Annotated in this window: 19 protein-coding genes; 14 read left to right on the top strand and 5 right to left on the bottom strand. The window is 55.3% G+C overall.

Annotation, left to right across the window (positions count from 1 at the left end):
- Window positions 1-22: 22 nt before the first annotated feature.
- The 4 genes from clpX to bolA all read right to left on the bottom strand — a co-directional run bounded on the left by clpX (window position 23) and on the right by bolA (window position 4,249).
- Window positions 23-1,297, bottom strand: coding sequence for an ATP-dependent protease ATP-binding subunit ClpX (clpX, locus tag ABOC97_RS13440; protein WP_234506914.1), 1,275 nt, complete (start codon window positions 1,295-1,297; stop codon window positions 23-25).
- A gap of 134 nt (window positions 1,298-1,431) precedes the next feature.
- Window positions 1,432-2,055, bottom strand: a complete 624-nt coding sequence (clpP, locus tag ABOC97_RS13435) for an ATP-dependent Clp endopeptidase proteolytic subunit ClpP (protein WP_234506916.1) — start codon at window positions 2,053-2,055, stop codon at window positions 1,432-1,434.
- A 242-nt stretch (window positions 2,056-2,297) separates the two neighbouring features.
- Window positions 2,298-3,596, bottom strand: coding sequence for a trigger factor (gene tig, locus ABOC97_RS13430; protein WP_052283860.1), 1,299 nt, complete (start codon window positions 3,594-3,596; stop codon window positions 2,298-2,300).
- A 335-nt stretch (window positions 3,597-3,931) separates the two neighbouring features.
- On the bottom strand, window positions 3,932-4,249 hold the full coding sequence (gene bolA, locus ABOC97_RS13425; protein ID WP_349598401.1) for a transcriptional regulator BolA: 318 nt from the start codon (window positions 4,247-4,249) through the stop codon (window positions 3,932-3,934).
- Window positions 4,250-4,546: 297 nt separating this feature from the next.
- Between bolA and ABOC97_RS13420 the strand changes: the two genes are divergently transcribed.
- The 7 genes from ABOC97_RS13420 to cyoE all read left to right on the top strand — a co-directional run bounded on the left by ABOC97_RS13420 (window position 4,547) and on the right by cyoE (window position 11,905).
- Window positions 4,547-5,125, top strand: a complete 579-nt coding sequence (locus tag ABOC97_RS13420; RefSeq protein ID WP_234506920.1) for a lipoprotein — start codon at window positions 4,547-4,549, stop codon at window positions 5,123-5,125.
- 45 nt (window positions 5,126-5,170) lie between these two features.
- Entirely contained in the window at window positions 5,171-6,646 is a 1,476-nt protein-coding gene (ampG, locus tag ABOC97_RS13415; protein WP_349598397.1) for a muropeptide MFS transporter AmpG, read from the top strand.
- A 471-nt stretch (window positions 6,647-7,117) separates the two neighbouring features.
- Entirely contained in the window at window positions 7,118-8,065 is a 948-nt protein-coding gene (gene cyoA, locus ABOC97_RS13410; RefSeq protein WP_349598394.1) for a cytochrome o ubiquinol oxidase subunit II, read from the top strand.
- A 19-nt stretch (window positions 8,066-8,084) separates the two neighbouring features.
- Window positions 8,085-10,076, top strand: coding sequence for a cytochrome o ubiquinol oxidase subunit I (cyoB, locus tag ABOC97_RS13405; RefSeq protein WP_234506927.1), 1,992 nt, complete (start codon window positions 8,085-8,087; stop codon window positions 10,074-10,076).
- On the top strand, window positions 10,066-10,677 hold the full coding sequence (locus ABOC97_RS13400; protein WP_052283865.1) for a cytochrome o ubiquinol oxidase subunit III: 612 nt from the start codon (window positions 10,066-10,068) through the stop codon (window positions 10,675-10,677). Before cyoB ends, ABOC97_RS13400 begins: the two co-directional genes overlap by 11 nt.
- Entirely contained in the window at window positions 10,677-11,006 is a 330-nt protein-coding gene (locus ABOC97_RS13395; protein WP_052283866.1) for a cytochrome o ubiquinol oxidase subunit IV, read from the top strand. The genes ABOC97_RS13400 and ABOC97_RS13395 overlap by 1 nt, the downstream gene beginning before the upstream one ends.
- Window positions 11,007-11,017: 11 nt before the next feature.
- Window positions 11,018-11,905 carry a heme o synthase gene (gene cyoE / locus ABOC97_RS13390; RefSeq protein WP_349598390.1) on the top strand — a complete coding sequence of 296 codons (888 nt, stop codon included), beginning with the start codon at window positions 11,018-11,020 and terminating at the stop codon, window positions 11,903-11,905.
- A gap of 52 nt (window positions 11,906-11,957) precedes the next feature.
- On the opposite strand, the gene ABOC97_RS13385 is transcribed toward cyoE, so the two are convergent.
- A complete protein-coding gene (locus tag ABOC97_RS13385) occupies window positions 11,958-12,716 on the bottom strand; it encodes an IclR family transcriptional regulator domain-containing protein (RefSeq protein WP_349598387.1) in 759 nt (252 codons plus the stop codon).
- A 152-nt stretch (window positions 12,717-12,868) separates the two neighbouring features.
- Between ABOC97_RS13385 and ABOC97_RS13380 the strand changes: the two genes are divergently transcribed.
- The 7 genes from ABOC97_RS13380 (at window position 12,869) to ABOC97_RS13350 (ending at window position 20,681) form a co-directional block, all read left to right on the top strand.
- The gene (locus ABOC97_RS13380; RefSeq protein WP_349598384.1) at window positions 12,869-13,690 is read left to right on the top strand and encodes a shikimate dehydrogenase family protein; all 822 of its coding nucleotides are present in this window, start codon (window positions 12,869-12,871) and stop codon (window positions 13,688-13,690) included.
- Window positions 13,687-15,381: an FAD-dependent oxidoreductase gene (locus ABOC97_RS13375; RefSeq protein ID WP_349598382.1), complete on the top strand. Its 1,695-nt coding sequence runs from the start codon at window positions 13,687-13,689 to the stop codon at window positions 15,379-15,381. The genes ABOC97_RS13380 and ABOC97_RS13375 overlap by 4 nt, the downstream gene beginning before the upstream one ends.
- Window positions 15,378-15,698, top strand: coding sequence for an NIPSNAP family protein (locus tag ABOC97_RS13370; protein ID WP_015965584.1), 321 nt, complete (start codon window positions 15,378-15,380; stop codon window positions 15,696-15,698). The genes ABOC97_RS13375 and ABOC97_RS13370 overlap by 4 nt, the downstream gene beginning before the upstream one ends.
- Window positions 15,699-15,709: 11 nt before the next feature.
- On the top strand, window positions 15,710-17,404 hold the full coding sequence (locus tag ABOC97_RS13365; RefSeq protein WP_349598379.1) for an FAD-dependent oxidoreductase: 1,695 nt from the start codon (window positions 15,710-15,712) through the stop codon (window positions 17,402-17,404).
- Window positions 17,405-17,483: 79 nt separating this feature from the next.
- On the top strand, window positions 17,484-18,287 hold the full coding sequence (locus ABOC97_RS13360) for a sugar phosphate isomerase/epimerase family protein (RefSeq protein ID WP_349598377.1): 804 nt from the start codon (window positions 17,484-17,486) through the stop codon (window positions 18,285-18,287).
- Window positions 18,288-18,300: 13 nt separating this feature from the next.
- Complete coding sequence (locus tag ABOC97_RS13355; protein ID WP_349598374.1) at window positions 18,301-19,665, top strand: MFS transporter; 1,365 nt, start codon at window positions 18,301-18,303, stop codon at window positions 19,663-19,665.
- Entirely contained in the window at window positions 19,662-20,681 is a 1,020-nt protein-coding gene (locus ABOC97_RS13350) for a Gfo/Idh/MocA family protein (protein WP_349598372.1), read from the top strand. The genes ABOC97_RS13355 and ABOC97_RS13350 overlap by 4 nt, the downstream gene beginning before the upstream one ends.
- The last annotated feature ends 30 nt before the right edge of the window (window positions 20,682-20,711 follow it).

Genomic DNA, 20,711 nt, shown 5'->3' with positions numbered 1-20,711 from the left:
ACTGATTGTATGAACTGGTGAATTATTCGCCAGATGCCTGCTGCGCTTCCGGTTTGCCATAAATCAGCAGCGGTTCGCTTTGGCCAGCAATGACCGACTCGTCGATAACCACTTTTTCAACGTCTTCCATCGAAGGCAGATCGTACATGGTTTCGAGCAGTGCGGCTTCCACGATAGAACGCAGACCACGAGCACCGGTTTTACGGCTCATCGCTTTCTTCGCGATAGCGTCCAGCGCTTCATCACGGAATTCCAGATCCACACCTTCGAGATTAAACAGCGCCTGATACTGCTTAGTCAGGGCGTTTTTCGGCTCTTTGAGGATCTGAATCAGCGCTTCTTCGCTCAGCTCAGTCAGCGTTGCAACCACCGGCAGACGACCGATGAATTCAGGGATCAGACCAAATTTGATCAGATCTTCTGGTTCAACCTGGCTCAGCAGCTCGCCTTCGCTGGCTTTATCCGTTTTCGATTTCACCGTTGCGCCAAAGCCAATACCTGAACCGGTTTCAACGCGGTTGCCGATAACTTTATCCAGACCCGCAAATGCGCCGCCACAGATAAAGAGGATCTTAGAGGTATCAACCTGCAGGAACTCCTGCTGCGGATGCTTACGTCCACCCTGCGGTGGAACGGCAGCCACGGTGCCTTCGATAAGTTTCAGCAGAGCCTGCTGTACACCTTCGCCGGACACATCGCGCGTAATCGACGGGTTGTCTGATTTACGGGAAATTTTGTCGATTTCATCGATGTAAACAATACCGCGCTGTGCTTTCTGTACGTCGTAGTCGCACTTCTGCAGCAGTTTCTGAATAATGTTTTCAACGTCTTCACCCACATAACCCGCTTCGGTCAGCGTGGTGGCGTCCGCCATGGTGAACGGAACGTCCAGCAGGCGTGCCAGCGTTTCGGCCAGCAGCGTTTTACCGGAACCGGTTGGGCCAATCAGCAGAATGTTACTTTTGCCGAGCTCAATGCCGTTGCTGGTATCGCCGTTACGCAGACGTTTGTAGTGGTTATAAACTGCAACAGCCAGCACCTTTTTCGCCTGTTCCTGACCGATGACGTAGTCATCAAGATGGTGGCGAATTTCGTGTGGCGTTGGCAGCGCGCTGCGTTCACGATGCGGTGCTACTTCTTTAATCTCTTCGCGAATGATGTCGTTACATAAGTCGACACATTCGTCGCAGATATACACGGATGGGCCGGCGATGAGCTTACGCACTTCGTGCTGGCTTTTGCCGCAAAAAGAGCAGTACAACAGTTTGCCCGATCCATCTTTGCGTTTATCTGTCATGAGTCAAAACCTCTTTTTAAGTTCTTTGTGCCGCATATGACGACGCAAATGCCATTCTTAAGCGCAAGCTGCTACGCAAGCGTTGTGCCGCCTCTAGTAGTATATACCCTGCGGCGGCACGTGCCGTCATGACATTAGTTACGCTGACTCAGGATAGAGTCAACCAAACCATACTCCACAGCTTCAGCGGCAGACAGGAAGCGGTCACGTTCAGTGTCACTTTCAATCTGCTCTAAAGATTTGCCGGTATGGTGCGCCATAAGCTCATTCATGCGTCCTTTCACTTTCAGGATCTCACGGGCATGGATTTCAATATCCGTAGCCTGACCCTGATAACCACCCAAAGGCTGGTGAATCATTACGCGGGAGTTCGGCAAGCAGAAACGCTTACCTTTTGCGCCTGCCGTCAGCAGGAACGCGCCCATGGACGCCGCTTGCCCCATACAAATGGTGCTGACGTCCGGTTTAATGAACTGCATGGTGTCATAAATAGACATCCCAGCGGTAATCACGCCACCTGGGGAGTTGATGTACAGGTAAATATCTTTTTCCGGGTTTTCCGCTTCCAGAAACAGCATTTGCGCCACAATCAGGTTCGCCATGTGGTCTTCCACCTGGCCGGTCAGAAAGATAACGCGCTCTTTAAGCAGACGGGAGTAGATATCAAAAGAACGTTCGCCACGGGAGGTCTGTTCAATGACCATCGGCACCAGGGCCATGTGGGGTGCTAAGTTATCTCGTTCGCCACTGTATGACATGTCCGTCTCCTGGATAAAAAATAATATAGCCACAACATTCTGATTATAGAGATGCGGCGAGTGATTCGTTCCCCCAGTAATGGGTACGATCTTACCCTATTTCAAGCATAACAATATTTTGTTGATACGCTAATACCGAAAAGCCCTTTTATCACGCTCGCAGTGGCTATCGCTGCAATAAAAAAAAACCCGTCACCAAAAGGCAACGGGCTTTTCTCAAAACCGTAAACCGGAAAGCGAAATTACGCCTGCTGGTTCATCAGTTCATTGAAGGAAGTTGCTTTTTCAGTCACTTTCGCTTTTTCCAGAACCGCTTCAACAGCCTGTTCTTCCAGAGCGACACTGCGCATGTTTTCCATCAGCTCTTTGTTTTTGCTGTAGAATTCAATAACTTCTTTCGGATCTTCGTAGGCAGAAGCCATTTCTTCGATCAAGGTAGCAACGCGTGCTTCGTCAGCTTTCAGCTCGTGGGTACGAATCACTTCGCCCAGCAGCAGGCCAACTACAACGCGGCGTTTAGCCTGCTCTTCGAACAGCTCGCGTGGCAGTTCCATCGCTTGCTGCTGGTTGCCACCGAAGCGCTGTGCAGCCTGACGGCGCAGAACGTCGATTTCACTGTCGATCAGGGCAGCAGGCACGTCGATTTCGTTCGCCTGCACCAGGCCTTCGATTGCCTGAGTTTTAACACGGTTACGTACCGCGCCTTTCAGCTCGCGATCCATGTTTTTACGCACTTCAGCGCGCAGACCTTCTACGGAACCATCTTCAACGCCGAAACGTTTGATGAATTCAGCAGTCAGTTCTGGCAGTTCACGTTCTTCAACTTTTTTCAGGTTGATAACGAATTTAGCCGCTTTACCTTTCAGGTTTTCAGCGTGGTATTCTTCCGGGAAGGTCACGTCGATAGTGAATTCTTCGCCAGCTTTGTGGCCTTTGATACCGTCTTCAAAGCCTGGGATCATACGCCCCTGGCCCATTGCCAGTACGAAATCAGTGGCTTTGCCGCCTTCGAACTCTTCGCCGTCTACAGAGCCGGAGAAGTCAACGGTCACACGGTCTTCAGCGTCAACTGCACCGTCTTTATCTTTCCAGGTTGCCTGCTGCTTACGCAGGGTGTCCAGCATGCCGTCAACGTCGGCTTCGGTCACTTCAACAACTGGTTTTTCAACTTCGATAGCATCCAGACCTTTCAGTTCAACTTCTGGATAAACTTCGAACTCTACTGCGTAAGTGAAGTCTTCACCCAGTTTGTATTCGCCCGGAACGTAGTTCGGTGCGCCAGCTGGATTGATCTTCTCTTTGATGATCGCATCAACAAAGTTGCGGCTCATCAGGTCACCCAGCACGTCCTGACGCACGGAAGCGCCATAACGCTGAGCAACAACATTCATCGGTACTTTACCTTTACGGAAACCGTCAATGCGTACTTTTTTCGCTACGTTGACCAGCTCGCTTTTTACAGCGTTTTCGATGCTGTCAGCAGCGATAGTAATCGTTACACGGCGGCCAAGGCCCTGAGTGGTTTCAACTGAAACTTGCATCTTGTTACCTCAAAAAAATCACAGTGCTCGGTCAACTCTGAATCATGCCTTGCAGTACTGGGACGTTATCTTTAAATCAGAAACACATTCCCTGTAGCCAGAATCATCCCGAAGACATTCCGAAAAATAAGACGCAGCATTATAGCGGCATCACTTTTATGAGTCGAGAACGGTTATCACGCGTTGCTGCGGCATTTTTCACAATTCCCGGCTAATTTTTGTCTGAATACTGTCTTTGGCGCTCAAAATTCAGACAAAACAAAACGGCCCGCAGGCCGTTTTCTCATAATCTGTACGCAACATACTGGAAAAGTTCCGCGTTGAAAATGCCTTTTCTACGCGATAGTACCCGCTCCACGACATGGTGGCGAAGCAATAACGGTATCTTGTAAACCTTCCCACTCTTTGCGCGTGTAAGTGTGCAGTGCCAGAGCATGTAAGGTAGAAGCAAACTCCTCTGTGAGGGTGCCATAGATCATCCGGTGGCGATTGAGGAAACGCTCCCCGGTAAATCGATCGCTGACCATCACAACTTTAAAGTGGCTCTCAGAGCCCGCCGGTACGTTGTGGCGGTAGCTTTCATCTACGACTTCCAGGAACACAGGATCAAACGCTGCCCTTAATTTTTCTTCGATTTGTTCACGCATCATCATGATATTACTCCTCCGACAACGTTAAGATGCCGCCTATCCCTTTAAATGTTAGCCGCTTTTACTGACTACATTACACAAAGGCAACAAAAAATTAGCGTTCGCGTCATTTTATTTGTCAAGTAGATGAAGTTAACGCCTTTTACAATCCGTTTTCATCTGAAATACCCCTTCTTTTTGTATGTGCGAGCAGAAAAACATCAACACGATGAATTTACATGCATTGCCTACTTCCCCTCGCCGTTGGCGATGTTATGATGACGGGATTATCAGTAAACAATGCGTTTTGAGACCCCTAACATGTTAAAAAAAATCCTCTTCCCTTTGGTTGCACTGTTTATGTTGTCAGGATGCGTAACGCCCCCGACTACCGTTGACGTGTCGCCTAAAATTGCTCTGCCACAGCAGGATCCAAGCCTGATGGGCGTCACCGTCAGCATCAATGGCGCTGACCAGCGTCAAGATCAGGCGCTGGCAAAAGTGACCCGCAACAACCAGCTGGTGACTCTCACCGCCTCTCGCGATCTGCGCTTCCTGATGCAAGAAGTGCTCGAAAAACAGATGGCTGCACGTGGCTATATGATTGGTCCCAACGGTGCGGCTAATCTGCAGATTATCGTAAACCAGCTGTATGCGGACGTTTCCCAGGGCAACGTGCGTTACAACATTAATACCAAAGCGGATATCGCTATCATCGCGACCGCGGCAAACGGTAATAAGATGACCAAAAATTACCGTTCGAACTATTCCGTTGAGGGCGCATTCCAGGCCTCTAACAAGAATATCTCCGATACGGTTGATAGCGTACTCAGTGATACCATCGCGGATATGTCCCAGGACACCACGATCCACGACTTTATCAAGCAGAACGCGCGCTAATCTCGTCACAGGCCCGGCTTATGCCGGGTCTGAACGTTAAAGCCCATGTCTAATCACTATCTGCGAATTTTTCAGCAACCAAAATCAGCCATTCTGCTGATTCTTGGCTTTGCCTCCGGTTTACCGCTTGCCCTGACCTCCGGGACGCTGCAAGCGTGGATGACGGTCGAGAATATCGATCTGAAAACCATCGGTTTCTTTTCGCTGGTCGGACAGGCCTACGTTTTTAAGTTTCTTTGGTCACCGGTGATGGACCGCTATACGCCGCCGTTCTTAGGGCGTCGTCGCGGCTGGCTGTTGGCCACTCAATGTTTATTGCTGATTGCCATAGCGGCGATGGGCTTTCTTGAACCTTCGTCACAGCTGCGCTGGATGGCCGCCCTGGCGGTGGTTATCGCATTTTGCTCCGCGTCCCAGGACATCGTCTTTGACGCCTGGAAAACCGATGTATTGCCAACGGAAGAACGCGGTGCCGGTGCCGCCATCAGCGTGCTGGGCTACCGCCTGGGGATGCTGGTCTCCGGTGGATTAGCTCTCTGGCTGGCGGATAAATGGCTCGGCTGGCAGGGCATGTACTGGCTGATGGCCGCCCTGCTGATCCCTTGTATTATCGCCACCCTACTCGCTCCTGAACCGAGCGATGTTATTCCGGTTCCCAAAAGCCTCGAGCAGGCAGTCGTCGCGCCGCTAAAAGATTTCTTCGGCCGCAACAACGCCTGGCTTATCCTGCTGCTGATCGTGATGTACAAGCTCGGCGATGCTTTCGCCATGAGCCTGACCACCACCTTTTTGATTCGCGGCGTCGGTTTTGATGCCGGCCAGGTCGGCATGGTTAACAAAACGCTGGGCCTGTTCGCCACTATTCTTGGTGCGCTGTACGGCGGCGTGCTAATGCAGCGTCTGACACTATTTCGCGCCCTGCTGATCTTCGGCATTTTACAGGGCGTCTCAAACGCCGGTTACTGGATGCTGTCAATCACCGACAAGCATATCTATTCAATGGCGGCGGCAGTTTTCTTTGAAAACCTGTGCGGCGGTATGGGAACGGCAGCGTTTGTCGCGCTGTTGATGACCTTATGTAACAAATCCTTCTCCGCCACCCAGTTCGCCCTGCTGTCAGCGCTTTCAGCGGTGGGCCGGGTTTACGTCGGGCCAATTGCCGGCTGGTTCGTTGAAGCCCACGGCTGGCCGACGTTCTATCTGTTCTCCGTCTTTGCTGCCATACCGGGTATTTTACTGCTGCTGGTTTGCCGCCGAACGCTGGAATACACCCAACAAACCGAGCAGTTTATGCCGCGCAACAGTTATAGCAGCGGTTATCGCTCAGCCCTGCGTTTATTGTTGATTGGCGTGCTCTTACTGGGAGTCTGGCTGCTGATGCTGATTAGCGATGCGCTGAATTTCACCGCACTTAGCTGGTCAGGATTTGTGCTTGAGGCTGGAATTCTGGTCGCCTTCGCCGGGATTGTGTTTGGCTGTCTGCTGGATTATCTGGCGCTACGTAAAACGCAGTTTCGCTGAATACGTAAAAAATACGACCAATACGCTGTAATCACGACACGTAATAATAACCACCGCAGCGTAAATAAAAAAAATATTTGTGCTTTTGTGCGCTTTAGAATTCTGGAAATTATTGGAACGTATAAACTGTGCCTTATTTCGTTAACCGATTCAGCACCACAGCAATTAATTTCTCGTTTTTGAATTGTCTATTATTTGATGAATAATTGTTAATTATTTGTATATTTTTGACAATGGTTATACCAATTGCCCTCTCCAGCCCCTCCTCATACCCTCTTTCGTTATAACACCCGCCATATGGGCTTTCCGCCTGGAAAATAGACATATTTGGCAACATCTGTGACAGGCGCGGCAGAACCCGGTAACACATAACTGACAGAGCACCAATGATGTTTACAGTAATGTAACCTTCCCGTAAAATGACCCCACACTTTAAACGCCACCAACACCCCGTGGAATTGAGGTCGTTACATGAGACTCAGGAAATACAATAAAAACTTGGGATGGTTGTCATTAATCGCCAGCACTGTATTACTCAGTGGTTGTGATTCTGCGCTACTTGACCCCAAAGGACAGATTGGACTGGAGCAGCGTTCGCTGATACTGACGGCTTTTGGCCTGATGATGATCGTCGTGATTCCGGCCGTCTTAATGGCCGTTGGTTTCGCCTGGAAGTACCGTGCGAGCAATAAAGATGCGAAGTATAGCCCTAACTGGTCACACTCCAACAAAGTTGAAGCTGTGGTCTGGACAGTGCCAATTCTTATCATCGTCTTCCTCGCCGTACTGACCTGGAAAACCACACACTCTTTAGAACCGAGCAAACCGCTGGTTCATGACGAGAAACCTATCACTATCGAAGTAGTTTCCATGGACTGGAAATGGTTCTTCATCTACCCGGAGCAGGGCATTGCTACCGTTAACGAAATCGCTTTCCCGGCGAACGTTCCGGTGCAGTTCAAAGTGACCTCCAACTCCGTGATGAACTCCTTCTTTATCCCGCGTCTGGGCAGCCAGATTTACGCCATGGCCGGTATGCAGACCAACCTGCATCTTATCGCTAACGAAGCGGGTACCTACGACGGTATCTCTGCAAGTTATAGCGGCCCGGGCTTCTCTGGTATGAAGTTCAAAGCCATTGCTACGCCGGATCGTGCCACATTCGATCAGTGGGTCGCTAAAGCGAAACAATCTTCGAACACCATGGATGACATGGCGGCATTCGAGAAAGTGGCTGCACCGAGCGAATACAACAAGGTGGAGTACTTCTCCAGCGTGAAACCAGATTTGTTTAAAGCAGTAACAAGCAAATTTATGGATCACGGCAAGGGCATGGACATGTCCAAACCAGAAGGCGAACACGCATCGCACGAAGGAATGGAAGGCATGGACATGAGCCACGCGGAATCCGCTCACTAAGGGGCCGAGGAAGAAAACGATGTTCGGAAAACTTACACTGGATGCAGTGCCGTTCCATGAACCTATTGTCATGGTTACGGTGGCTGCCATTATCATCGGTGGCCTGGCGTTACTCGCCTTGATCACTTACTTCGGTAAGTGGTCCTACCTATGGAATGAGTGGCTGACTTCGGTTGACCACAAAAGACTCGGCATTATGTATGTCATCGTTGCTATCGTCATGCTGCTGCGTGGCTTTGCTGATGCCGTCATGATGCGTAGCCAGCAGGTGCTGGCCTCCGCCGGGGAAGCAGGATTCCTGCCGCCTCATCACTACGACCAGATCTTTACCGCCCACGGCGTTATCATGATCTTCTTCGTAGCGATGCCGTTCGTTATCGGTCTGATGAACCTTGTGGTTCCTCTGCAGATCGGTGCGCGCGACGTGGCATTCCCGTTCCTGAACAACCTGAGCTTCTGGTTCACCGTTGTCGGCGTGATTCTGGTTAACCTGTCTCTGGGCGTTGGTGAGTTCGCGCAGACCGGTTGGCTGGCGTATCCACCGCTCTCGGGAATTGAGTACAGTCCGGGCGTCGGCGTCGATTACTGGATTTGGGCGCTTCAGCTCTCCGGTATTGGTACGACCCTGACCGGTATTAACTTCTTTGTGACCATCATCAAGATGCGTGCACCAGGTATGACGATGTTCAAGATGCCGGTATTTACCTGGGCATCTCTGTGCGCCAACATCCTGATTATCGCTTCATTCCCAATTCTGACTGTTACCGTCGCGCTGCTGACCCTGGATCGCTATCTGGGTACCCATTTCTTTACCAACGATATGGGCGGCAACATGATGATGTACATCAACCTGATTTGGGCCTGGGGTCACCCGGAAGTGTACATTCTGGTACTGCCTGTCTTCGGCGTGTTCTCCGAAGTCGCAGCAACCTTCTCGCGTAAACGCCTGTTTGGCTACACCTCACTGGTGTGGGCAACCGTGTGTATTACCATCCTGTCGTTCATCGTTTGGCTGCACCACTTCTTCACTATGGGTGCCGGTGCGAACGTAAACGCCTTCTTCGGTATTACCACGATGATTATCGCCATCCCGACCGGGGTGAAGATCTTCAACTGGCTGTTCACCATGTATCAGGGCCGCATCGTCTTTAACTCTGCGATGCTGTGGACCATCGGCTTTATCGTGACCTTCTCGGTCGGCGGTATGACCGGCGTTCTGCTGGCAGTTCCTGGTGCGGACTTCGTGCTGCACAACAGTCTGTTCCTGATTGCCCACTTCCATAACGTCATCATCGGCGGCGTGGTCTTCGGTTGCTTCGCAGGTCTGACCTACTGGTGGCCAAAAGCCTTCGGCTTTACCCTGAACGAAACCTGGGGTAAACGCGCGTTCTGGCTGTGGATCATCGGCTTCTTCGTGGCATTTATGCCGCTGTACGTGCTGGGCTTCATGGGGATGACCCGTCGTCTGAGCCAGCAGATTGATCCGCAGTTCCACCCAATGCTGGTTGTTGCAGCATGCGGTGCAGCGCTGATTGCCTGCGGTATCCTCTGCCAGCTGATTCAGTTCTACGTGTCTATCCGTGACCGCGAGCAAAACCGCGATCTGACCGGTGACCCGTGGGGTGGCCGTACGCTGGAGTGGGCAACCTCTTCCCCGCCTCCGTTCTATAACTTTGCCATTGTGCCGCAGATCCACGAACGCGATGCATTCTGGGAAATGAAAGAAAAAGGCGAAGCGTACAAACAGCCGACTCAGTATGAAGAAATTCATATGCCGAAAAACAGCGGTGCGGGCATCGTGATTGCCGCCTTCGCAACGGTATTTGGTTTCGCCATGATCTGGCACATCTGGTGGCTGGCGATTGCAAGCTTTGCTGGCATCGTTATCACCTGGATTATCAAGAGCTTTGACGAGGACGTGGATTACTACGTGCCGGTTGCAGAAGTCGAAAAACTGGAAAATCAGCATTTCGATGAGATTCATAAGGCAGGGCTGAAAAATGGCAACTGATACTCTGGCGCATAACGCCCACGCGCACGAACATGGGCATCACGATACAGGGCCGATGAAGATCTTCGGTTTCTGGATCTACCTGATGAGCGACTGCATTATCTTCGCCAGTCTGTTCGCAACCTATGCCGTTCTGGTGAACGGCACAGCGGGCGGCCCGACCGGTAAAGATATCTTCGAACTGCCGTTCGTTCTGGTTGAAACCGCACTGCTGCTGTTCAGCTCCATCACCTACGGCATGGCGGCTATCGCCATGTACAAAAACAACAAGAGCCAGGTTGTTTCCTGGCTGGCGCTGACCTTCCTCTTCGGGGCAGGGTTCATCGCGATGGAAATCTATGAATTCCATCACCTGATTGTTGAAGGTATGGGTCCAGATCGCAGCGGCTTCCTGTCAGCATTCTTCGCGCTGGTAGGTACCCACGGTCTGCACGTCACCTCCGGTCTTATCTGGATGGCGGTGCTGATGGTGCAGGTATCCCGTCGCGGCCTGACCAGCACTAACCGTACGCGTATCCTGTGCCTGAGCCTGTTCTGGCACTTCCTGGACGTAGTATGGATCTGTGTGTTCTCCGTTGTTTACCTGATGGGGGCAATGTAATGAGTCATTCTAACGATCACAGCGGCGCTTCCCACGGCAGCGTGAAGTCCTACATGACAGGATTTATCCTGTCTATCATCCTGACGGTCATTCCGTTCTGGATGGTGATGACGGGCAGCGCGTCGCATGCGGTAATTCTGGGGACCATTCTGGTCACCGCTGTGGTGCAGATTCTGGTACACCTGGTGTACTTCCTGCACATGAACAGCAAGTCCGACGAAGGCTGGAACCTGACCGCGTTTGTCTTTACCGTGATAATCATTGCCATCGTAGTAGTCGGTTCAATCTGGATTATGTGGAACCTGAACTACAACATGATGGTTCACTAAGAGCGGCGAGTATGTTTAAGCGATACCTGCAAGTAACGAAGCCTGGCATCATTTTTGGCAACCTGATCTCCGTGATCGGCGGTTTCCTGCTGGCCTCCAAAGGCCACATCGATTACCCGCTGTTCGTCTGGACGCTCCTTGGTGTGTCTCTGGTGGTCGCCTCGGGTTGTGTTTTCAACAACTACATCGATCGTGACATCGACCGTAAGATGGAACGTACGAAGAACCGAGTGCTGGTTAAGGGACTGATTGCGCCAAAAACGTCGCTGGTCTACGCCACCTTGCTGGGTCTCGCTGGCTTCATGCTGCTGTGGTTCGGCGCCAATCCCCTCGCCTGCTGGCTTGGGGTGATGGGGTTTGTGGTTTATGTCGGCGTTTACAGCCTGTACATGAAGCGCCACTCCGTTTACGGCACGCTGATTGGCTCACTCTCCGGCGCTGCGCCGCCGGTGATTGGCTACTGCGCCGTAACGGGCGATTTCGACAGCGGTGCATTGATTCTGCTGGCGATTTTCAGCCTGTGGCAGATGCCTCACTCCTACGCTATCGCGATTTTCCGCTTCAAGGATTATCAGGCAGCGAACATCCCGGTACTGCCGGTGGTGAAAGGCATCTCCGTGGCGAAAAACCACATCACGTTGTACATCGTGGCCTTTGCTGTCGCCACGCTGATGCTGACTCTGGGCGGCTATGCAGGTTATAAATACCTGATTGTTGCGGCGGCGGTCAGCGTCTGGTGGTTGGGCATGGCGCTGCGCGGTTACAAAGTGGAAGATGATAAGGTCTGGGCGCGTAAGCTGTTCGGTTTCTCTATCGTCGCCATTACCGCACTCAGCGTAATGATGTCCATCGACTTTATGGTGCCGAACTCGCAGAACCTGCTGACTTACGTCTGGTAAGGTCTGTCCGATGTGAATAAAACCCGCTCCGGCGGGTTTTTTATTGCCTGCGTTAACTCACCAGCATCGCCTGGGCACTGTAGAGCAGGTCCAGATGATTGCGGCACATTGCCTCCAGCGAAGTCCGCGACTGATGGCTGGTCAGGCTCAGCGCCCCCCAGTACAGCCCTTCCCTGTCTGCCAGCGGCACCGCCACCACCAGCATGCCAATTTCAAACTCCTGTTCGATGGTGGCATATCCCTGTCGGCGAACCTGGGCAATCCGTTCCATCAAGGTGGCAATATCGGTCACCGTGTACGGCGTTCTCTGCTCGCGTGTGACTTGCTGCAGCACCGCTTCGCACTCCGACTCCGGCAGTGATGCCAGCCACAGCCGCCCTCCGGCAGTACAGTGTATCGGTACCCGCTCACCCAGACGCACCGAGGTCGAGTTGAACGGCGTGTGCTTGCTGCGGGCGATATAGACCAGTTCGTTATCATCAATCACCCCAACGGACGCATGCTCTTCGGCCCGGCTGGCGACGTACTCGACTATCGGGCGCACCATTCGTGGGAACTGCGCGGAATCAACGTAGGCCTGCCCCAGACGCAAATTTTTTGCCGTCAGCCAGTAGTAGCGCCCATCGGTATCCAGATACCCGTCGTGTACCAACGTGAGGAAAAAACGGCGGGCGGCGCTCTGCGTCAACCCGCTCATTTTGGCCGCCTGCGGCACCGTTAAGCGGGGATTCGCCTTCGAGAAAAGCTGGATCAGCGCCAGCCCCTTTTGCAGCCCGACGATCAGATCGCGCTGATGAATCTCGTTTTGCATAGTTGTTCACACTTTTGCAACATGAAAGGTCGATTACTGCGATTATCGCACTGCCGGTGCGATTAACAACCAACCTGTCCGAATTCTGCGTTGTCGCTCACCGCTTCCATTGAAATACTCAAGCAACAGTTAGTTAACAATTGAGGTGAGAAATGGTCAGCGGATTTACTCAGGTCGTCGCCGTTATCGGGCACCCTATTACTCAGGTGAAATCACCGGAAAACTTTAACCACTACTTCGCCGATCAGAGCATGGACAAGGTGATGATCCCGGTGGATATCGCCCCAGAGTCGGTCGCCGACTACCTGAACACCCTGCGCGGCTGGCACAACATGAGCGGTATTTTAGTTACCGTTCCGCATAAACAGCGGGTTGCTGGGCTACTCGACGCCCTGACGCCGCGCGCTCGCCACCTGAACGCGGTGAACTGCGTGCGCAAACTGCCTGACGGGCGCTTAGAGGGCGACATGCTGGATGGCGTCGGGTTCCAGCGCGCGGCGCAGGCGCACGGTTTCGAAGCTGCTGGCAAACGCGCCCTACTCTCCGGCTGCGGCGGCGTCGGGAGCGCCATCGCCTGGGGTCTATGCGAAGCCGGTATTCACACCCTGGCGCTGTACGACCGCGACGACGCCAGCCGCCAGCGCCTGGAAAACCGTCTGGCGACCCACTTTCCCAACGTGCATTTGACGACGTTGCCCACCTCACTGGCTGAGTTCGATCTGCTGGTCAATGGCTCCCCGGCGGGTATGGCTGGCTTTGACTCACTACCGTTGACGCCGGATCTGCTGGCAACGCTTACAACAAAAACCCACGTCGCCGACGTCGTCACCGCACCGGTGATCACGCCGCTGCTGGCTTTTGCCCGCGAACGCGGATGCCGTACCCAGACCGGCCCCGAAATGGCGCTGGCACAAATGCATCTGATGGGTGAATTCATTGGCGCTCTCCCACAACCGCAAGAGGCTACCGCATGAAAAGCTGGGATGTCATCGTCATCGGCAGCGGGGCCGCAGGTTTTGCCGCCGCCGTCACCGCCTGCTGCAAAGGGTTATCGGTATTGATGCTGGAAAAAGCCCCGCACTTTGGTGGCACTTCGGCGATTTCTGGCGGCGCGGTGTGGATAAACGATACCGACCAGGCGCGTCAGTTGGGTAAAAGCGGCTCACCAGAAGCGGTGAAAACCTACCTGCGCACCATCATTGGCGACACCAACTATCGTCCGGAGATGGTCGATGCGTTTGTTAACGCCGGGCGCGAAGCGCTAGCGTTTCTGGAGCAAGAAGGTGCGGTGAAGTACAGCCTGCGCCCGCTGTCGCCGGACTATTACCCGGATGAACCCGGCGCGGTGGATGTTGGCCGCGCGCTGGAGGTTGTCGAGTACGACGGCCGCGAGCTGGGCGAGCATTTCCAGACTCTGCGCTCCCCGCCGCCGGGCATGCTGCTGTTTGGCGGCATGATGGTTAACCGCGTCGATATTCAACATTTCCTCGACATGCGTCGCTCATGGGCCTCTTTCCGCCACTGCGGCAAACTGCTGCTACGCTACGGTCGTGACCGCCTTCGCCATCATCGTGGTACCCGGCTGGCGATGGGCAATGCACTAATTGCCCGCATGGCTACGCTGGCGCTGCGCAAAGGACTGGATTTACGGCTCAACGCCACGGTGAAATCGCTCATCGAACAAAACGGCCGAGTGACCGGCGTTGAAATTGAGCAAAACGGCGAGTCTGCCACACTGCACGCTCGCCACGGCGTAGTGCTGGCGGCGGGCGGTTTCGCCGCTGGGCGCATCGCCCCGCAGTTCCGCCCGGCAACCCAGCAGCATTACACCATGTCACCCGCAACCAACGACGGCGCGGCGTTCCAGCTCGGTCTAAGCGTGGATGCCAAACAGGGCGCTAACCTGCCCTCCAACTTTTTCTGGGCGCCCGTTTCCGTGCTGCGCCACCCGGACGGCAGCGAAGAGCGTTTCCCGCATCTGGTCACCGACCGCGCCAAACCGGGCGTCATCGCAGTCAATCAGCGCGGCGTACGCTTCGTCAACGAGTCAAACTCTTATCACCACTTTGTCAGCGCTATGCAGCAGCAGGCAGAAAATGCCCCCTGTTTTTTACTCTGCGATGCGCAGGCGATGAAAAGCTATGGCCTGGGTCTGGCACGTCCGGCGCCGGTCAACAACGATGCGCTGGTGAGCGCGGGCTATTTGTATAAGGCACAGAGCCTGGGCGAACTCGCCCGGCAGCTAGGCGTTGATCCGCAGTCGCTCGAGCAGACCGTCGCACGCTACAACCGGGACGCACAAAACGGCCACGATACGCAATTCAATAAAGGCGGCAACAGCTACAACCGCGCGATGGGTGATGCCGCCCACCAGCCTAATGCCTGCAACGCCCCGCTGGTCAATGCCCCGTTTTACGCTATCAAAATTTTCACCGGCGATTTAGGCACTTCCCGCGGGCTGGTCACCACCGCCGACGCTCAGGTGGTGAATCAGCAGGGCGTACCGATCGGCGGGCTGTACGCCGTCGGCAACGATATGGACTCGATGATGGCGGGCACCTATCCCGGCCCCGGTATCACCCTCGGCCCGGCGCTGACCTTTGGCTACCTGGCCGCCGTTCACATGGCTCAACAATCCCCACTCACTTTCGGAGAAACAGCATGATTTACGAAAAACGTACCTACACCATCAATCCACTGAAAATGGCCGACTGGCTGGCGCTGTACAAGAGCGATGCTTACGCGGTGCAAACCGAGCACCTGGGCAAGCTGATTGGCTTCTTCTTTACCGAGATTGGCGTGGTCAATCAGGTGGTGCACATCTGGGCGTATGAAAGCCTTGATGACCGTCTGGTTCGCCGTGGTCGTATGGCGCAGGACGAGCGCTGGCTGACCTTCTCGCGCAAAAACCGCGAGCTGGCAGCGGTTGAACGTCTGGAATCGGTGCTGATGCGTCCGACCGACTTCTCGCCGCTGCAATAAGGAGTTTGACGATGAGCAGGCATGTTGAGGTGGATCTGCTGGTGGTTGGCTCCGGCGCTGCGGGGCTGGCGACCGCCGTCACTGCCGCACTGCACGGTGCACGCGTGCTGGTGGCGGAGAAAGAGTCGGTTATCGGCGGTACCAGCGCCTGGTCCGGCGGCTGGCTGTGGATCCCGCAAACCCCCCTTGCCCGCGAGGAAGGGATTATTGAAGACGACGCCGCACCGCTGGCCTATTTGCAGGCGGAAATGGGCGGTCTGGCCGCCGACGCACGCCTGCGCACCTTTTTACGTTACGGCCCGGAGATGGTGGAGTTCTTCCGCCAGAACACGGCGGTACAGTTCCTCTCCGGCAGTAAAATGCCGGATTTCCACAACAGCCACGGTTTTGCCACCGGCGGGCGCTCCGTCACGGCTCAACCCTATGACGCCAGTGGGTTGGGCGATTGGCTGCACCGCCTGCGGCCGCCGCTGGAAACCATTAGTCTGGCGGGAATGGGAATTGCGGGGGGCGCAGATATGGCCCACTTCTTTAACGCCACCCGCTCACCGCGTTCAGCGCTGTATGCTGCCCGCCGCCTGATGCGCCACGGCTGGCAGCGCCTGCGCTATGGGCGCGGCCGTCATCTGGTTAACGGCAATGCGCTGATGGCACGCCTGCTGCGTTCTGCGCTAGACGCCGATGTCCGTTTTCAGCTCAACGCCCCGGTCTCTCGGCTACTTGAAGACGAAAATGGCGTGACCGGCGCGATCCTCGCTGGCGATGAGGGCGATATTCAGGTCAACGCCCGCGCGGTTGTGCTGGCCTGCGGCGGTTTCCCGCACGACAAACAGCGTCTGGCGGAGAACGTGGCTCACGCGCGTCAGGGCTATGGCCACTTTTCTGCTGCTCCGCCGGGTAATCAGGGTGATGGCATTCGGCTGGGTGAAACCGTCGGCGGGCAGTTCGATACATCGTTGAAAAACGCCATGGCCTGGGCGCCCGTGTCGCGCGTGCTGTCCGCCAGCGGGCTACAGCTGGCGTTTCCTCATCTGGTGGAGCGCGCCAAGCCGGGCTTTCTCGCCGTACGCCCAAACGGCAGGCGCTTCGTCAACGAAGCCGACTCCTACCACGACTTTATCGCGGCGCTGATTGACGCCACGCCTGATGGTGAACAGCCGCAGGCCTGGCTTATCGCCGACAGCCGCGCGCTGCATCGCTACGGCCTGGGGCACGCGCGCCCGACGCCGTTCCCGGTGGAAGCCTGGCTGCGTACCGGCTATCTGCAAAGTGCGCCGACGCTCGATGCGCTGGCGGAAAAGTGTGGCATTGACCGCACTGCACTTGGCGCAACCGTGGCGCGCTTTAACGGCTTCGCCCATCAGGGACGCGATGATGATTTCCAGCGCGGGGCCTCAGCCTACAACTGCGCACAGGGCGACGCCCGCCACCAGCCCAACCCAACGCTGGGCGTGCTGGAACATGCGCCGTACTACGCCGTGCGCATTCTTCCCGGTTCGCTCGGCTCCTTTAGCGGCCTGAAAACCGATGAACAGGCGCGGGTGCTGAATGCCGAACAACGGCCCATTCCCGGCCTCTTTGCCGTGGGTAACGATATGTCGAGCGTGATGCAGGGGTACTACCCCAGCGGCGGCATCACGTTGGGCCCTGCCATGACCTTTGGTTATCTGGTGGGGAAAAACCTGTCCGCAACGCTAAAAAACTAAACAAACACCTACGCATTTTTGCCAACGGAAGGCACCACACATAACAAAAAACCTTACCTGCAACTGTACTGGAGTCTTTATGAATATGCGTTCTCTGTCCCTTGCCGCACTCACGATGCTCGACGTGCCACCGCCCGAGCAGGTGCGCATCGCTGCCCTCACCGGCTACAGCCACGTCGGCCTTCGACTGCTACCCGCCACCCCGGACGATCCGAATTATGACATGCTCGGCGATACGCCGACGGTGCGCGAAACGCTCGCCGCCCTGCGCGATACCGGCATTCGCGTCTCCGACGTTGAGATCGTGCGCCTGACGCCGGATTTCAGCCTTGATGCGCTACAGCCATTCCTTGAAACCGCCGCCCGGCTGGAAGCCCAGCAGGTGCTGGTGGCCGGAAATGATGGCGAGATACGACGTAGCGCGGACAACCTTGCCCGTCTGGCGCAGGCGGGAGAAGCCTACGGCCTGACCATGAATCTTGAGCCGATGCCCTGGACCCAAATGCGCACTCTTGCGGATGCCCAGGCACTGATTGCCGCCAGCGGGCAGAACAACGTCGGCATTCTGGTGGATGCTATCCACTTCTGGCGCGCGGGCGAATCGCTCGACACTCTGGCCACACTTGCGCCGCAGCAGCTCAACTATATGCAGCTGTGCGACGCTCCGGCGCTCATCCCTACAGATACGCAGGAGCTTATCTATCAAGCCCGCAGCGCACGTAAAGTGCCGGGGGAAGGTGGGCTGGATCTGCACGGTCTGATGGCGGCGCTGCCGCCAACGCTGCCGGTCTCTCTGGAAGTGCCGCTGGCCGGTGCTCAAGGAGCGCTGCCTGCTCAACAACGCGCCCAGCTGCTGTTCAACGCTGCACAATCTTTCCTGTAAACAGGAGCTCGCTATGTCACAGACTCAACGCCTGGATGTCAGAGAACTCATTAACACCAACCCACTCAGCCGTTACCAGAAACTGGTGATTTTCCTGGGTTTCTGCGTGATTGCACTGGACGGCTTCGATATCGCCATCATGGGTTTTATCGCCCCCACGCTGAAGCAGGAATGGGGCGTCAGCAACCATGAACTTGGCTTTGTGATCAGCACGGCGCTGATTGGCCTCGCCCTCGGCGCGCTCTTTTCCGGGCCGCTCGCCGACTGGCTGGGGCGCAAAAAAATCATCATTAACAGCGTCTTTTTCTTTGGCTTCTGGACCATTGCGACCGCCTTTTCGCAAAACATTGAGCAGATGATTTTCTTCCGCTTTATGACCGGGCTGGGGCTGGGCGCCGCGATGCCGAACATGAGCACGCTAGTGTCGGAGTACGCGCCGGAACGCCAGCGCTCGTTTATTATCACCGTGATCTTCTGCGGCTTTACCTTCGGTGCCGCCATTGGCGGGTTCGCTGCCTCATGGCTGATTCCTCAGTTCGGCTGGCATTCGCTGATGGCGCTGGGCGGGATCCTGCCGCTGCTGTTTGCACCTCTCCTTATCTGGAAACTGCCGGAGTCGGCGCGTTTTCTGGTGATCAAACAGGCTCCAGCTGCGCGTATTCATGCCATTTTGCAGCGTTTTTACCCCGATCAGGTGAGCGAAAACGTCAGCTTTATCCTGCCGCAGCAGCCAATTAACAGCAGCGCGATGCGCATCGTGTTGTCGCGTGATTATCTGTTCGGCTCGCTGATGCTGTGGCTGATCTATTTTATGGGGCTGTTTCTGGTTTATATCCTCGGCAGCTGGTTGCCGACGCTGGTGAAAGAGATTGGCCTAACGGTAAGCCAGGCCGCCGTCATGACCGCGCTATATCAAGCAGGCGGCACCGTCGGCTCGCTGTTTGCCGGCTGGCTGATGGATAAAATCAACCCCCACCGGGCGCTGGGGATTATTTATACCGTCGGAGGACTATTCACCATGGCAATTGGCTACGCGGGGGTTAATTTCCCGCTACTGTGCTCGCTGGCCTTTATCAGCGGGGCCTGTCTGAACGGGGCCAATACCGGAATGAACGCCCTTTCCGCGCGTTTCTATCCAACCCAAGCGCGCGCAACCGGCTCAAGCTGGATGCACGGCGTTGGCCGTATCGGGGCGATTCTTAGCGCCTTTGCTGGTGCCGAAATGCTGGCGATGGGGCTCGACTTTAGATCGGTATTCCTGATTCTGGGGATCCCGGCGGCGTTAACCGTCCTCGGTCTGGCCGCCAAAAGCTACTGGGCCGCCGGTCGGGTCGAGAATACACCTGCGATATCCCCATCGCTTCGGAGCCCATCATGAGCCGGATTCGTCTTGCAGTTATCGGCGCAGGCGCCATTGGGCGGAAACATATCGACGTTATTACCCAAGTCCCGCAGGTGGAGCTTGCGGCTATTGCCGATCCATCGCCGCAGGCCGAAGCGCTGGCAAAATCGCTTGGCGTCGCGTGGTATGCCGATGTGGACACCATGCTGGAGCGCGAACAACCGCAGGGGGTGATTAACGCCACGCCTAACACCCTACACGTTCCCTGCGCCATCGCCTGTATCGAACGCGGGATTCCAGTGCTGGTAGAAAAACCGGTCGCCGAATCACCGGAACGCGCGCAGGAACTGGTTTTGGCGGCGAAAAAACACGGCGTGCCGGTACTGGTCGGCCATCACCGACGGCATAACGCGCTAACCGCGGCGGCCAAGGCGCTGATTGATAGCGGTGAGCTGGGCAAGATTGTGGCGGTATCGGCGCACTGGATTTTGCAAAAACCCGATGACTACTTTGATATTGCCTGGCGACGCGAGCCGGGTGCTGGGCCGCTGCTGGTCAATCTGGTCCACGACATCGACCTGTTGCGCTACCTGATCGGCGAGATTGAAGAAGTGCAGGCGATGACTTCCAGCGCCACGCGCGGTTTTGCCAACGAAGACAGCGCGGTAGTAAATCTGCGCTTTGCCTGCGGCGCATTAGGCAGCGCGGTCCTGAGCGATTGCGGCGTCAGCCCATGGAGTTGGGAGATGAACTCGGCGGAGAACGCCATTTACGCCCATACGCCGGAGAATTGCTACCTGATTTCCGGCAGCAAAGGGGCGCTGGCGATCCCGCAGATGCGCTGGTGGCGTTACGGCGAACGAAGCGGCTGGCACGCACCGCTGTTGCAGGAAACGCTCGAAGTTGAGCCTATCGATCCGTTTATTCTACAATTGCACCATTTTGTGCAGGTGATTAACGGCGACGCCGCGCCAATTATTGACGCGGCAGATGCATTACGCTCGCTGGAAATCATTGACGCTATCCGCCAGATTGCGCCAACTGCGGCATAAGTGTTCCAATAACCCGGTAGCACCATCGCC

Source organism: Kluyvera huaxiensis, assembly GCF_040149365.1.
GTDB lineage: Bacteria > Pseudomonadota > Gammaproteobacteria > Enterobacterales > Enterobacteriaceae > Kluyvera > Kluyvera intermedia_A.
Note: the sequence above shows the minus strand (reverse complement) of the source record. Positions and strands in the feature narration are given on the sequence as shown.

Excerpts from the sequence above, each read along its gene's own strand:
- clpX (WP_234506914.1), bottom strand. The coding sequence starts at position 1,297 with ATGACAGATAAACGCAAAGATGGATCGGGCAAACTGTTGTACTGCTCT.
- clpP (WP_234506916.1), bottom strand. The coding sequence starts at position 2,055 with ATGTCATACAGTGGCGAACGAGATAACTTAGCACCCCACATGGCCCTG.
- tig (WP_052283860.1), bottom strand. The coding sequence starts at position 3,596 with ATGCAAGTTTCAGTTGAAACCACTCAGGGCCTTGGCCGCCGTGTAACG.
- bolA (WP_349598401.1), bottom strand. The coding sequence starts at position 4,249 with ATGATGATGCGTGAACAAATCGAAGAAAAATTAAGGGCAGCGTTTGAT.
- ABOC97_RS13420 (WP_234506920.1), top strand. The coding sequence starts at position 4,547 with ATGTTAAAAAAAATCCTCTTCCCTTTGGTTGCACTGTTTATGTTGTCA.
- ampG (WP_349598397.1), top strand. The coding sequence starts at position 5,171 with ATGTCTAATCACTATCTGCGAATTTTTCAGCAACCAAAATCAGCCATT.
- cyoA (WP_349598394.1), top strand. The coding sequence starts at position 7,118 with ATGAGACTCAGGAAATACAATAAAAACTTGGGATGGTTGTCATTAATC.
- cyoB (WP_234506927.1), top strand. The coding sequence starts at position 8,085 with ATGTTCGGAAAACTTACACTGGATGCAGTGCCGTTCCATGAACCTATT.
- ABOC97_RS13400 (WP_052283865.1), top strand. The coding sequence starts at position 10,066 with ATGGCAACTGATACTCTGGCGCATAACGCCCACGCGCACGAACATGGG.
- ABOC97_RS13395 (WP_052283866.1), top strand. The coding sequence starts at position 10,677 with ATGAGTCATTCTAACGATCACAGCGGCGCTTCCCACGGCAGCGTGAAG.
- cyoE (WP_349598390.1), top strand. The coding sequence starts at position 11,018 with ATGTTTAAGCGATACCTGCAAGTAACGAAGCCTGGCATCATTTTTGGC.
- ABOC97_RS13385 (WP_349598387.1), bottom strand. The coding sequence starts at position 12,716 with ATGCAAAACGAGATTCATCAGCGCGATCTGATCGTCGGGCTGCAAAAG.
- ABOC97_RS13380 (WP_349598384.1), top strand. The coding sequence starts at position 12,869 with ATGGTCAGCGGATTTACTCAGGTCGTCGCCGTTATCGGGCACCCTATT.
- ABOC97_RS13375 (WP_349598382.1), top strand. The coding sequence starts at position 13,687 with ATGAAAAGCTGGGATGTCATCGTCATCGGCAGCGGGGCCGCAGGTTTT.
- ABOC97_RS13370 (WP_015965584.1), top strand. The coding sequence starts at position 15,378 with ATGATTTACGAAAAACGTACCTACACCATCAATCCACTGAAAATGGCC.
- ABOC97_RS13365 (WP_349598379.1), top strand. The coding sequence starts at position 15,710 with ATGAGCAGGCATGTTGAGGTGGATCTGCTGGTGGTTGGCTCCGGCGCT.
- ABOC97_RS13360 (WP_349598377.1), top strand. The coding sequence starts at position 17,484 with ATGAATATGCGTTCTCTGTCCCTTGCCGCACTCACGATGCTCGACGTG.
- ABOC97_RS13355 (WP_349598374.1), top strand. The coding sequence starts at position 18,301 with ATGTCACAGACTCAACGCCTGGATGTCAGAGAACTCATTAACACCAAC.
- ABOC97_RS13350 (WP_349598372.1), top strand. The coding sequence starts at position 19,662 with ATGAGCCGGATTCGTCTTGCAGTTATCGGCGCAGGCGCCATTGGGCGG.